This is a genomic window from Silanimonas lenta DSM 16282, assembly GCF_000429065.1.
Classification (GTDB): Bacteria; Pseudomonadota; Gammaproteobacteria; order Xanthomonadales; family Xanthomonadaceae; genus Silanimonas; species Silanimonas lenta.
The window spans coordinates 110,606-123,414 of record NZ_AUBD01000008.1 but is presented as its reverse complement, the minus strand read 5'-3'; the positions used below and the strand labels follow the sequence as shown (position 1 = coordinate 123,414).

9 protein-coding genes are annotated in these 12,809 nt (G+C 71.0%); 2 read left to right on the top strand and 7 right to left on the bottom strand.

Translation table 11 applies throughout. The features are described 5' to 3' along the window. Positions 1-12: 12 nt before the first annotated feature. Together G408_RS0104675 and G408_RS0104670 are read right to left on the bottom strand one after the other, a co-directional pair. Complete coding sequence (locus G408_RS0104675; protein WP_051282629.1) at positions 13-555, bottom strand: phosphatase PAP2 family protein; 543 nt, start codon at positions 553-555, stop codon at positions 13-15. After that, entirely contained in the window at positions 555-1,709 is a 1,155-nt protein-coding gene (locus G408_RS0104670) for a glycosyltransferase family 4 protein (protein WP_037412369.1), read from the bottom strand. The genes G408_RS0104675 and G408_RS0104670 overlap by 1 nt, the downstream gene beginning before the upstream one ends. A gap of 174 nt (positions 1,710-1,883) precedes the next feature. Between G408_RS0104670 and G408_RS0104665 the strand changes: the two genes are divergently transcribed. Further along, positions 1,884-4,124: a TonB-dependent receptor gene (locus tag G408_RS0104665; protein ID WP_028770147.1), complete on the top strand. Its 2,241-nt coding sequence runs from the start codon at positions 1,884-1,886 to the stop codon at positions 4,122-4,124. Next, entirely contained in the window at positions 4,124-5,326 is a 1,203-nt protein-coding gene (locus G408_RS13195) for an alkaline phosphatase D family protein (RefSeq protein ID WP_051282628.1), read from the top strand. Before G408_RS0104665 ends, G408_RS13195 begins: the two co-directional genes overlap by 1 nt. Here G408_RS13195 and ppx read toward each other — a convergent pair. The 5 genes from ppx to G408_RS13185 all read right to left on the bottom strand — a co-directional run bounded on the left by ppx (position 5,299) and on the right by G408_RS13185 (position 12,725). Beyond that, positions 5,299-6,819 carry an exopolyphosphatase gene (gene ppx / locus G408_RS0104655; RefSeq protein WP_028770146.1) on the bottom strand — a complete coding sequence of 507 codons (1,521 nt, stop codon included), beginning with the start codon at positions 6,817-6,819 and terminating at the stop codon, positions 5,299-5,301. The genes G408_RS13195 and ppx overlap by 28 nt on opposite strands. Positions 6,820-6,823: 4 nt before the next feature. Next, positions 6,824-8,929, bottom strand: coding sequence for a polyphosphate kinase 1 (gene ppk1, locus G408_RS0104650; protein ID WP_028770145.1), 2,106 nt, complete (start codon positions 8,927-8,929; stop codon positions 6,824-6,826). 74 nt (positions 8,930-9,003) lie between these two features. Further along, positions 9,004-10,332: a phosphate regulon sensor histidine kinase PhoR gene (phoR, locus tag G408_RS13190; RefSeq protein WP_051282627.1), complete on the bottom strand. Its 1,329-nt coding sequence runs from the start codon at positions 10,330-10,332 to the stop codon at positions 9,004-9,006. Between the two features lie 16 nt (positions 10,333-10,348). Then, complete coding sequence (gene phoB / locus G408_RS0104640; protein ID WP_028770144.1) at positions 10,349-11,038, bottom strand: phosphate regulon transcriptional regulator PhoB; 690 nt, start codon at positions 11,036-11,038, stop codon at positions 10,349-10,351. A 79-nt stretch (positions 11,039-11,117) separates the two neighbouring features. Further along, complete coding sequence (locus G408_RS13185; protein ID WP_051282626.1) at positions 11,118-12,725, bottom strand: M48 family metalloprotease; 1,608 nt, start codon at positions 12,723-12,725, stop codon at positions 11,118-11,120. Between the last annotated feature and the right edge of the window lie 84 nt (positions 12,726-12,809).

Here is a 12,809-nt window from a genome sequence, read left to right as displayed (position 1 = left end):
GCGCACCCCGGCTCAGGCGAACAGGGCGATGCCCGGCGCGATCCAGATCGAGAGCGCGGCCAGCGCCGTGCCGATGGCGGTGGCGGCGAGCACGTCGCTGGGGTAGTGCACGCCCAGCACCACCCGCGAGGCGGCGATGCTGGCGGTGAAGGGCAGCAGCCCCCAGGCCAGCACCGGGTAGTGGGCGATGGCCACCAGCGAGAAGGCCACGGCATGCAGGGTATGGCCGGAGGGGAAGCTGAACTCGTCGAGCGGCGCCACCCAGGCGCGGATGCGCGCATCGGCATTGCAGGGGCGGGCGCGGCGGGTCCAGCGCTTGAGCCGCCGGTAGAGGAAGAGCGCGGCCACGCCGGTGGCGGCGAGATGGGCCGAGGCACCGAGGCCTTCCCAGCCCTCGACCACCAGGATCAGGGCCATCAGGGCATACCAGGCCGCGCCGTCGCCGAGCCGGCTCACGGCCGCGAAGTAGCTGCGGACGAAGCCCCGCTCGCCCCAGTGGTTGATCCTGAGGCACCAGTGGTGTTCACGTTCGGCCAGCGAGGCGCGGGACTTCATCAGGCGGCCCTCCGGGTGGCGGGGATGAGGCCGGCCAGGAGGTCGGCGAAATCGCGCGAGACGCGTTCGGGCGAGAGACGCTCCACCGCGGTGCGCGCCGCCTGGCCCATTGCCGCATGCTGGCCGGAGAGGGCCGTGGCGAGGAAGCGTTCGAGGAAGGCGGGCTCGTTGCCGAAGGGCACGCTGGCGCCATGCACGCCGTCGACGAGATGCTCGCGGGCGGCCCCGTAGTCGAAGGCCACCGTGCAGACCGCCGAGGCCATGGCCTCCAGCGTCACGTTGCCGAAGGTCTCGGAGAGGCTGGGGAAGCAGAACAGGTCGGCCGAGGCGAAATGGGTGGCGAGGGCCTCGCCGCGCAGGGTGCCGGTGAAAATGATTTCGGGATGCTGCTGCGCCAGCGCGGCGCGGGCCGGGCCATCGCCTACCAGCACGAGCCGGCTGCCCGGGCGCTCGGCGCGCAGGCGCTCGAAGCAGCGCAGCAGCAGGGGCAGGTTCTTCTCCGGCGCCAGCCGGCCGACGTGGATGATGGCAAGCCCGTCCCCGGCGAGGCCCCACTGCTGGCGCAGCGCCTCGGAGCGGAAGCGCGGATCGAAGCGGCGGGTATCCACGGCCCGGCCGAGGCGCTGCACCTTGCCGAAGCCGGCCTGTGCCAGTTCCTCGGCGAGCTGCCGGGTCGGCACCAGGGTGGCGTCGGCGCGGTTGTGGAAACGCCGCAGCCAGGCGAACACCCAGGGCGAGAGGAAGGCGGCGCCGTAGCGGCCGACGTAGTCGTCGAAGCGGGTGTGGAAGCCGGTGGCCACCGGGATGCCGAGACGTTTCGCGGCGCGCAGGGCCGACCAGCCGAGCGGGCCTTCGGTAGCGATGTAGATCGCGTCCGGGCGACGGCGCTGCCAGCGGGCCATCAGCCGGCGGCCGGCGGGCAGGCCGAAGCGCATGCCGGGGTAGCGCGGGATCGGTGCGCCATCCACCCGCAGCAGCGCAGCCTCTTCGTCGACCGGCTCGCCGGGCCGGGCCGGGCGCACCAGGCCGACCTCGTGGCCGAGGGCGATCAGGCCGTCGTGCAGCGACTGCACTGTGAGCGCGACGCCGTTGATCTCCGGCGGGTAGGTCTCGGTGACCAGTTCGAAGCAGTGACGGCGGGGGGCGGCTGGCATATCCATGCCGCGAGCCTGCGGTGCGCACGCGGCAGGGCGATGACAGGCGAATGACGTGTGCATGACCTGGCGGCCCGGGAGCGTCGCAATCTCGTCTTAACGGTTTCGTCACCTTTTGCCCCCACCGTTCGCGCGCCCTCCATGCCGGAGGGAACCCCACGAACGGAGAGATCCATGGCTTCCGCCCCCCGCAAGACCCGCCCGCTGCACCCGCTCGCCCTTGCCGTGGCCAGCGCCCTCGTCGCCGCCACCGCCCAGGCCGCGCCTGCCACCACGCCCGCCACCGAGGCCACGGTGCTCGATGCCGTGAACGTGGTCGGCACCGGCCAGACCCGCCAGGTGCAGGAACTCGGCCGCGACGAACTGGTGCGCCAGCCGGCCGGCACCAGCCCGCTCAAGCTGCTCGGCAAGCTGCCGGGCGTGCACTTCACCGCCGCCGATCCCTGGGGCAACTACGAGTGGTCGACGCGCCTGAACATCCGCGGCTTCAACCAGAACCAGCTCGGCTTCACGCTGGATGGCATCCCGCTCGGCGACATGAGCTACGGCAACCACAACGGCCTGCACATCAGCCGGGCGCTGATCGCCGAGAACCTTGGTTTCGTCGAGGTTTCGCAGGGCAGCGGCGCGCTCGACACCGCCTCTTCCTCGAACCTCGGCGGCACGGTGCGCTTCGCCAGCCGCGGCCCGCAGGCCGAGCGCGGCTTCACCCTCGCCCAGACTCTGGGCAGCGACGAGACCAGCCGCACCTTCGCCCGCTACGACACCGGCGAACTCGGCGGCTTCTCTGCCTTCCTCGCCGGCGCCAAGCATGATGCCGAGAAGTGGAAGGGCTATGGCAAGCAGGACTCGCGGCAGGTCAACGCGCAGGCCCGCTTCAGCGGTGATGACTGGAGCCTGGGCGCGATGGTGAACACCTCGCGCCGCGCCGAGACCGACTACGCCGACCTCTCGCTGGAATCGGCCCGCCGCCTCGGCATGGACTGGGACAACTACGCCCGCGACTGGGAGCGCGCCATCCGCGCTGCCTTCGGCCAGTTCAGCGGCGCGGTGAACAGCCTCGACGATGCCTACTACCTCGGCCGCGGCCTGCGCGACGACGATCTTTATGCGCTGAACACCGAGTTCGGCTTCGGCGAGGGCGCCGTGTTCCGCGCCCAGGTCTACCGTCATGCCAACGAGGGGCAGGGCCACTGGGTGACGCCCTATTCGGCGAGCTCGCCCACCCTGCCGCTGCGCCTGCGGACCACCGAGTACACCATCGACCGCCGCGGGCTCACCACCGGCATCGAGCTGCCACTCGGCGACCACACCCTGAGCTTCGGGCTCTGGCATGAGGACAGCGAGCATGGCCTGCAGCGCAATTTCTACAACCTCAATGCCGATACCCCGCCGAACCGCGCCTTCTTCTACCGCAGCCCGGACCAGCGGGTGTTCGCCCAGGACTTCGACAGCCGCACCCGGGTCTGGTACCTCGCCGACCGCATCGGCCTGATGGACGGCCGCTTCACCGTGGATGCCGGCTTCAAGGGGCTGGAGGCCAGGATCGACGCCGTGAACCGCCTCGGCAGCCGGGCGCAGGGCCGCATCCGGGCCAAGGACCACTTCCTGCCGCAGCTCGGCCTGCGCTTCGAGGTCTCGCCCGGTTTCGAGCTGTTCGGTTCCTATGCCGAGAACATGGCGGCCTTCCGCGCCGGCGTGAACGGGCCGTTCTCGGCCAGCCAGGCGGCCTTCGACGCCATCCGCGGCCGCCTGCGCCCGGAGACCTCGAAGACGCTCGAGGGCGGCTTCCGCTACGGACTCGAGGGCTTCCAGGGCTCACTCACCCTGTACCGCGTGGATTTCCAGGATCGCCTGCTCACCATCTCGCAGTGCGCCGGCATCGTGGGCTGTCCTAGCGCGCTCGCCAACGTCGGCGATGTGGAGACCCGCGGCGCCGAGGCGGCGATCGACTGGCGCCTTGCCGAGGGCTTCTCGCTGTTCGCCTCGCTGTCCTGGAACGATTCCGAGTACGCCTCCGACTACCTCGACGGCAACACCCTGGTGCCCACCCGCGGCAAGACCGTGGTCGATGCGCCGGAGCTGCTCGCCAACGTGGAGCTGCGCTACGCGATGGACGGCTGGGAGGCCCGCCTCGGCGCCAAGTACACCGACGAGCGCTTCATCACCTACCTCAACGACTCCAGGGTGCCGGAGTCCTGGGTGGCCGATGCCTCGCTGTCCTACCGCTTCGGCGATCTGGGCTGGGCCAAGGGCCTGAAGGCCACGCTCAACGTGACCAACCTGTTCGACGAGTCCTACTTCTCGACGGTGGGTTCGAACGGCTTCGTCGCCAGCGATCCTCAGGGCCTGAACTACACGCTGCTCTCCGGCGCGCCGCGCCAGGCCTTCCTCACCCTCGAGGCCTCGTTCTGATGCCCGCCCGGGTCTTGCGCGTCCTGCTGGGCGCCACGGCCCTCCTGCTCGCGCCCATGCCCTCCGGGGCATGGGCCGCGACCGGGAGCGGCGTCCCGCCGCGGGAAGGGGTCTCGGCGCCGCCCGGCTTCGATGCCGGAGCCCCGCTCACCCGCATCGCCTTCGGCTCCTGCGCCAAGGAAGAAAAACCCCAGCCGATCTGGTCGGCGGTGGAGGCCGCCGGTCCCCAGCTCTTCCTCTTCCTCGGCGACAACCTCTACGGCGATACCCGAGACCCGGCGGTGCTGGAAGCGAAGTACCAGCGCCTCGCCGCCGTACCCGGCTTCGCCCGCCTGCGCGAACGAACCCCGGTGATGGCCACCTGGGATGACCACGACTACGGCGAGAACGATGCCGGCGCCGAGTACCCGATGAAGGAAGCCTCGCGCGACCTCTTCCTGCGCTTCTGGAACGAGCCCGCGGGCTCGCCACGCCATGACCGTGATGGCGTGTACACCAGCGCCCGCTTCGGCCCGCCGGGGCGGCGGGTGCAGGTGATCCTGCTCGACCTGCGCTGGAACCGCACCCCGATCGCCCGCAACCCCGCCTTTCCCGACGATGTAGCCTACCGCCGCTGGGCCACCCGCGAGGCTCAGGCCGGACGCGAGGTACCGGGGCCCTATGCCCGCGACCCGTCGCCGCTCGCCAGCATGCTGGGCGAGCGTCAGTGGGCCTGGCTGGAAGCGCAGCTGCGCGAGCCGGCCGAAGTCCGCCTGATCGGCTCCAGCCTGCAGGTGCTGGCCGATTTCCCCGGCTGGGAAGCCTGGGTGAACTATCCGCGCGACCAGGCCCGGCTGTTCCAGCTGATCCGCGATACCGGCGCCCGGGGCGTGGTCTTCCTCTCCGGCGACACCCACTACGGCGAGCTTAGCCGGCTCGATGCCAACGTGCCGTACCCACTCGTCGATCTCACCTCGAGCGGCCTCACCGAGGAGTGGCATGTGCCGGTGCCGAACGCCCTGCGGCTGGGCCGCGCGCACCACGTGGCGAACTTCGGCCTCGTGGAGATCGACTGGGAACGGGGTGAACTGCGATTGTCGCTGCGCGATGCGGCAGGGCAGCCCCTGCTCGTGCATCGCCTCGCGCTGGCGGATCTCGCGCCGCCCCCGGCGGAAGCAGGGGCAGGGCAGGGCGCTCAGCCGGCGTCGATGTCCAGCCGGTAGCCGATGGCCTGCAGGTAGGCCTTCTCGTTCTCGAGGTCGGCGCGGGTCAGCGGGTGGCCTTCCAGCCAGGCTTTCGACAGCCGGAGCTGGAGGCCGCCCGAGGTGACCTTGAGGCGCAGGCCGGGGATCTTCCCGGCCTCGTGCGCCCGGTGCAGCAGTACGGCGAGGCGCAGCAGCAGGGCGCAGCGCTGCGCCGCCGGGGCCACGCGGTCGGGCAGGGCCTCGAAGCTGGTGAGCTTGATGGCGCGCCGCTGGTTGCGCACCAGGGTGGCGAGGAACTGCTGCTCGGTGCGTGAGAAGCCGGCGATGTCGGAGTGCTCGAGCACGTAGGCGCCGTGCACGTGGTACTGGCTGTGGGCGATGGCGAGGCCCAGCTCGTGCAGGCGCGCCGCCCAGCCCAGCATCTGCCGCTCCGGGGCCTCGAGGCCCCAGTCGAGTGCCACGTCGTCGAACAGCGAGAGCGCGGTGGCCTCCACCCGCTCGGCCTGCGCGGTGTCGATGGCGTAGCGGATGGCGAGGGCTTCCACCGAAGCATCGCGGGGGTCGTCGGCGCTGCCACGGCCCACCATGTCCTGCAGGATGCCCTCGCGCATCGCCGTGGCGCTCACCGTCAGCCGACGGATGTCGAGGCTGGAAAAGGCCGTGGCCAGCACCAGCACCCCGCCCACGATCACCGGCTGGCGCTCGGCGCCGAGACCGGGGAGCTTGACCGACTCCAGGGTCTCGAAGCCGAGCAGGCGCTCGGTGAGCATCTCCAGGGCTTCCGCGGTGATCACGCCGCCCTTGCCCTGGCCCATGGCCTCGCAGATCTCGCCGATGGCCTTGATCGTGCCGGAAGAGCCGAAGACCTCCTTCCAGCCGCGCTGCCGGTAGAGCGCGGAGAACTGCTGGAACTCTGCCGCCATCTCCAGCTGGGCATCGCGCCAGCGCCGGCGCGAGAGCTTGCCATTGGCGAAGAACCGCTTGGTGGTGGCCACGCAGCCCATCTGCAGGCTCTCGCGCTCCACCGGCACCAGGCCATCGCCGATGATGAACTCGGTAGAGCCGCCGCCGATGTCGATCACCAGCCGCCGCGACTTGCCCGGTGGGTGGCCGTGCGCCACCCCGAGGTAGACGAGGCGCGCCTCTTCGCGCCCGGAGACCACCTCGATGCCATGCCCGAGCGCGGTTTCCGCCGGCAGCAGGAAGGCCTGCGGATTGCGCAGCTGGCGCACCGTGTTGGTGGCGATGGCGCGCACCCGCGGCGAGGGAATGTTGCGCAGCTTCTGGCCGAAGCGGGCGAGGCAGTCGAGCGCCCGCTGCACCACGTCGGGGCGCAGGCCGCCATTGGCATCCAGGCCCTCCGCCAGCCGCACCGTCTCCTTGATCCGGTCGACGATGCGCAGCTGCCCCAGGGTGTAGCGCGCCACCACGAGGTGGAAGCTGTTCGAGCCGAGATCGACCGCGGCGAGCAGGTCACCGTCCTGGAGGGCCTTGGGCAGGCTGGCGGGCATGGTGTCAGGTGCAGAGTTTGGCGAGCAGCGACTGCTGGGCCGAATGCGGCATCTCGTCGCCTTCGGGCTGCAGGCGGGTGTACTGCCCGTCCGGGCCCAGTACCCAGCTCTGGGTATTGTCGCGCAGGTAGTTCTCCAGTTCCTCCTCGTATACCCGCCGGGCCAGCCTGGGATCGAGGATGGGGAAGCAGGTTTCCACCCGGCGCAGCAGGTTGCGCTCCATCCAGTCGGCCGAGGAGCAGTAGAGCTCCGGTTCGCCGCCGTTCTGGAACCAGTAGACCCGGCTGTGCTCGAGGAACCGCCCCACCACCGAGCGCACGCGGATCCGCTCGGAGAGCCCGGGCACCCCGGGCCGCAGGGCGCAGGCGCCGCGCACGATCAGGTCGATCTCCACCCCGGCCTGGGAGGCGGCGTAAAGGGCGCGGATCACCCCGGCCTCGTTGAGTGCGTTCATCTTGGCGATGATCCTGGCCGGCCGGCCTTCCCGGGCATTGGCGGCCTCGCGGGCGATCTTGGCCAGCAGGCCGCCATGCAGGGTGAAGGGCGAGGTGAGCAGGCGCTTCAGCCGGAACGAGGGCGCCAGGCCGGAGAGCTGCTGGAACAGCGAATGTACGTCGGCGGTGATTTCCTCGTTGGCGGTGAGCAGGCCGATGTCGGTATAGGCCTTGGCGGTGCCGGTGTGGTAGTTGCCGGTGCCGAGATGAGCGTAGCGGCGCAGGCGTTTGCCCTCGCGGCGCACGATGAGCAGCATCTTGGCGTGGGTCTTGTAGCCCACCACACCATAGAGCACCTGCACGCCGGCTTCCTGCAGCTGGTCGGCGAGCCGCAGGTTGGCCTCCTCGTCGAAACGCGCGCGCAGTTCCACCACCACGGTCACGTCCTTGCCGTTGCGGGCAGCGGCGATGAGGTGCTCGATCAGCGGCGAGTTGCGGCCCACCCGGTAGAGGGTCTGCTTGATCGCCAGCACGTCCGGGTCCTGCGCGGCATGGGCCACCAGGTCGACCACCGCGCCGAAGCTCTCGTAGGGGTGGTGCATCAGCACGTCGCGCTCGCGCAGCTGCTCGAAGGGGGCTTCCATGTCGAGCTTCGGCGGCCGCGGAGTGAAGGGCGGGAACTTCAGCTCCGGCCGGTCCACGAGGTCGTAGACCTGGATCACGCGGTTGAGGTTCACCGGCCCGTTGATGCGGTAGACGGCGTTCTCCGGCAGCGAGAAGTTCTGCAGCAGCACCTGGACGATGGCGGTGGGGCAGTTCTCGGCGATCTCCAGCCGCACCGCCGGGCGGAAGCCGCGGCCCACCAGTTCGTCGCGCACGGCATGGGCGAGGTTCTCCACCTCCTCCTCGTCCACCACCAGCTCGGAATTGCGGGTCACCCGGAACTGCCAGGCGCCCTTCACCTTCATGCCGGGGAAGATCTCGTCGACGAAGGCCGAGAGCACCGCCGAGAGCAGTACGAAGTCGTGCGGACGGCCGGAGATCTCCTCCGGGATGCGGATGATGCGCGGCAGCGAGCGCGGAGCGCGGACGATGGCCATGCCCCCGGCGCGGCCGAAGGCGTCCTTGCCCTCCAGCACCACCACCACGTTGAGTGACTTGTTGAGGATGCGCGGGAAGGGATGGGCCGGATCGAGGCCGAGCGGCGAGAGCACCGGCATGATCTCGTTCTCGAAGTACTCGCGCAGCCAGCGTTTCTGCTTCGCGCTCCAGGCATCGCGCGGCAGGATGCGCACCCCGGCCTCGTTGAGCGCCGGCCGCAGGGTTTCGTTCCAGAACTGGTACTGGGCATCGACGAGGGCCTTGGCCTCCTCGTGGATCTGGTTCAGCAGCGCGCCCGGCACCAGGCCTTCCACGGTGGCGGTGGAGCCGAACTGCACGCTGGTGCGCAGCGAGGCGACGCGGATCTCGAAGAACTCGTCGAGGTTGGTGCAGGAGATGCACAGGTAGCGCAGCCGCTCCAGCAGCGGGATGGAGGGGTCTTCGGCCTGCGCCAGCACGCGCCGGTTGAAGGCGAGCTGCGAGAGCTCGCGGCTGAGGAACAGCTCACCATCGGGGAGCGGCGTGGTGCCGGCGGCAGGCGCGGCGGGGGCGGCGGGGATCTTGCGGCGGGGCACGGCGGGCAAGGCTCGCTACGGGAAAGCTTCCGATTGGAAACGAGGCGGGCGTGGCTGGCAAGCGCGAAGCGGCTTCAGGCCTCGCCGCCCGCTTCCGGCAGGCCTTCCGCCACCGCTTCCGGCCCGAACACGCAGGCGAAGCGGCTGCCCTTGCCCACCTCGCTCGTGATCTCCAGCCGCGCCTGGTGCAGGTTCAGCACGTGCTTGACGATCGACAGGCCGAGGCCGGTGCCGCCGGTCTCGCGGGCGCGGCTGGTGGAGACGCGGTAGAAACGCTCGGTGAGCCGCGGCAGGTGCTGGGCCGGGATGCCATAGCCGCTGTCCTGCACCGAGAGCACCGCGCCGCCGTCGGGGCTGCGCTCGAAGCGCACCTCGATGCTGCCGTCCACCGGGGTGTAGCGCACCGCATTGCTCACCAGGTTGGAAAAGGCGCTGTGCAGCTCGCGGGTGGAGCCGAGCAGGTCCACTCGCGCCTCGTCCAGCACGCGGATGCGGTGGCGGCCGGCCGAGAGCGCCTCGGCCTCGCGGCGCAGGGTGGCGAGCAGGGGCGCCATCGCCACCACCTCGCGCTGCGCCAGGGCCTCCTGGGCCTCCAGCCGGGAGAGGGTGAGCAGGTCTTCCACCAGCTGCGACATCCGCGCCGACTGCTTGCGCATCTCGGTGAGCATCGGCTCGAGCTCGGGATAGTCCTCGGTGTCGAGGATGTCGAGATAGCCATGCACCACGGTGAGCGGGGTGCGCAGCTCGTGCGAGACATTGGCCACGAAGTCGCGGCGCAGCTGTTCCAGACGCAGCAGCTTGGTCACGTCGCGCACCACCAGCAGCCACTGCTCTGGCGAGTAGGGCAGCAGGCGCAGGCTCAGGCGCACGTTGGGGTCGATGGGCGAGGGCTGGTCGATCAGCGGCTCGTCGCTCTGGCCAGCGGCGAACCAGCCTTGCACCGCGTTCCCGGGAAAGGCCGTGCCGACTGCGCCGGGGGCATGGGCGTCCAGGCCGAGCAGGGCGCGGGCCTGGCGGTTGCACCAGTCGATGCGGCCGCTTTCGCGGTCCACCAGCAGCACGGCATCGGGCATCAGCGCGGCCGCCCGACGGTAGCCGCGCACCAGTCCGAGCAGGCGCTTCACCCGGGCCCGGCCTTCGTTCTGTCGGCGGTGCAGGAGCATCTCGAGGTCGTCCCAGAGGCCGCGGCCATCGATGTCGCGCAGGCGGCGGCGTTGGTAAAGCTGTGAAAGCAGGCGATGCAGGCGCCAGTAATGCCAGGCGAGGATGGCGAAGGCGGCCAGCGCCAGCAGCGGCCAGAACGCCCCGAGCAGCAGGCCGAGCGCGGCGGCGCCGCAGAGGATGAGCAGCAGCCGGGCGACCGACTGGCGCCAGGCGCGCCGCAGCAGGGAACCGACGGTCATGCTGCGGCGTACCCGGTCATGGGGTCTCCGAGAAGCGGTAGCCGCTGCCGCGTACGGTCTGCACCATGCCGTCGAGCTGCTGCGGCTCCAGGGCCTTGCGCAGGCGGCGGATGTGCACGTCCACCGTGCGTTCCTCGACGTAGACATTGCCGCCCCAGACGTGGTCGAGCAGCTGGGCGCGGGTGTAGACCCGGTCGGTATGGGTCATGAAGAAGTGCAGCAGCCGGTACTCGGTGGGACCGACGTGGATCGGCTCGTCGCCGGCGTAGACCCGGTGCGCCGCACCATCGATGCGCAGGCGGCCCACCTGCACGCTGCCATCGGCCTCGTCCTCACGCGAGCGGCGCATCACCGCGCGGATGCGCGCCAGCAGTTCACGGGCCGAGAAGGGCTTGACCACGTAGTCGTCCACCCCGGACTCGAGGCCGGAGACGCGGTCGTTCTCCTCGCCGCGGGCGGTGAGCATGATGATCGGCACGTCGCGGGTGAGCTCGTCCTTGCGCCAGCGGCGGGCGAGGTCGATGCCCGAGGTGCCGGGCAGCATCCAGTCGAGCAGGATGAGATCGGGAACGCGTTCGACGATGGCCATCTGCGCCTCGCGGGCGTCGCCGGCATGCACCGGCTCGTATTCGCCCTTCTTCAGGGCGAAGGCGACCATGTCGCGGATGGCGGGCTCGTCGTCGACGATGAGAATGCGCTTCTGCACGGGGGTTCCAAGGCCGGGGACCAGTCGCGCCAGTAGATAAAACTTTTATGACGCCTTGGTGACGGCTGCAAGGGAACCTTCACGGGCCGGCATTGCGGCCGCGCCCCTGGTCCTGCGGCCGCAGGCCGATCCGCCGCATCTCCAGCACCACCGGCATGATTTCGGCCATCCGCGCCTCGATCCGGGCGCGCTGCACGTAGTCCACGTCGTCGCGCTGTTTCAGCCCGTCGAGCTGCTTTAGCGCATCCTCGGCCCGCCCGGAGAGGAAGGCCGCCTCGGCATGGGCCTCGATGGCGCGGTTGGCGTCTCCGGCCAGCTCGCTGGCGCGGGCGAAGCGCTGCTGCAGCTGCAGGTCGGCCGGAGCGGCGGCCAGCAGGGGGCGCAGGAGCTGCTGGGCGCGGCGGCCAGAGGCGGCATCGCCGCGTTCGTTCAGCACTTCGGCATAGGCGAGGGTGACGGCGCGGTGCTGCGGATAGTCGGCCACCAGCGCCTCGAAGCGGTCGCTGGCCTCGCGCGGTCGGCCGGCGCGGTGGCTGGCCTCGGCCGCGGCCAGGCGCAGCCAGAGGTGCTTTGGCTGGGACTCGAGCAGGTCCTCGAGCAGGCGGGCGGCCTCGGCGGCCCGGCCCACCCGCATCAGGGCGAGGGCGTGGCCGTAACGCCGCGCCGGACCGGCCCCGTCCTCGGCGGCCTGCTCGTATTCCGCCAGCGCCTCGCGCGGGCTGGTAGCACTCAGCACCCGCAGCCGCTCACGTGCCCAGGGGAAGTCGTCGCTGGCCGGCACCGGCGTGGCCGCGGCCGGGCGCAGGGCGGCCGGCAGCAGGAGGTGCCCATCGCCCTCGCGCAGGGAGGGAGCCGGGCGGCGCTGCCGCAGCAGAGCCTCGGCGCGGTCGCGGGCCTCGGCCACGCGGGTGGTGGTCACCGGGTGGCTGCGCAGGTACTCCGGCACCTGCCAGCCGCCGGAGTTGCCGCGTGAGGCGCGCTCCATGCGGCCGAAGAAATCGGCGATGCCGAGCGGATCGAAGCCGGCGCGGTGCAGGGTATCGATGCCGATGCGGTCGGCTTCCGACTCATTGCTGCGGGTGTAGTCGATCTGCATCTGGGCCACCAGGGCCTGCCCACCGACCACCGCCGCCTGCACCGCGTCGTCGGCCGAAGCAGAATCGCTGCGCGCGGCCGCGGCGATCACGCCGATCATGGCCAGCATCGCCGGCAGCTGCGCCTGCTGGGCCTTTTCCACCGAACGCAGCACATGGCGCTGGGTGACGTGGGCCACCTCGTGGGCGAGCACCCCGGCCACCTCGTCCTCGCGCTCGGCGGTGAGCACGAGCCCGGCATTCATGCCGACGAGCCCGCCGAGCGTGGCAAAGGCATTGATGCGGCGGTCGCGCAGCATGAAGAAGGTGAAGCCGTGGTCGGGCTCGCCGCTGGCGGCGGCCACGCGGAAGCCCACGCCCTTGAGCCAGCCTTCCACCAGCGGGTCGTCGAGCAGCAGGTCCTGGCGGCGCAGCTCGCGCAGCACCATCTGGCCGTAGCGCGCCTCGTCGGCCGGGGTGATCAGGGTGGCGGCCGAGGAGCCCATCTGCGGCAGGGTCTCCGGCCGCGACTGCGCCGGTACGCCGGCGGCGGGCAGCAGCAGGGCGAGGGCGAGCGCCAGGGCGGTCGGGCGGCGGAGAGTGGGGCAGGGCATCGCGCGAGCTTGCCGAATGCGGGGCGGGGGCTGGTGAACCCGCCGTTAAGGGTGGTGGGTGCTGGAAAAGACCGCGCGCCGCCG

Excerpts from the sequence above, each read along its gene's own strand:
- G408_RS0104665 (WP_028770147.1), top strand. The coding sequence starts at position 1,884 with ATGGCTTCCGCCCCCCGCAAGACCCGCCCGCTGCACCCGCTCGCCCTT.
- G408_RS0104670 (WP_037412369.1), bottom strand. The coding sequence starts at position 1,709 with ATGCCAGCCGCCCCCCGCCGTCACTGCTTCGAACTGGTCACCGAGACC.
- G408_RS13195 (WP_051282628.1), top strand. The coding sequence starts at position 4,124 with ATGCCCGCCCGGGTCTTGCGCGTCCTGCTGGGCGCCACGGCCCTCCTG.
- ppx (WP_028770146.1), bottom strand. The coding sequence starts at position 6,819 with ATGCCCGCCAGCCTGCCCAAGGCCCTCCAGGACGGTGACCTGCTCGCC.
- G408_RS13185 (WP_051282626.1), bottom strand. The coding sequence starts at position 12,725 with ATGCCCTGCCCCACTCTCCGCCGCCCGACCGCCCTGGCGCTCGCCCTC.
- phoR (WP_051282627.1), bottom strand. The coding sequence starts at position 10,332 with ATGACCGTCGGTTCCCTGCTGCGGCGCGCCTGGCGCCAGTCGGTCGCC.
- G408_RS0104675 (WP_051282629.1), bottom strand. The coding sequence starts at position 555 with ATGAAGTCCCGCGCCTCGCTGGCCGAACGTGAACACCACTGGTGCCTC.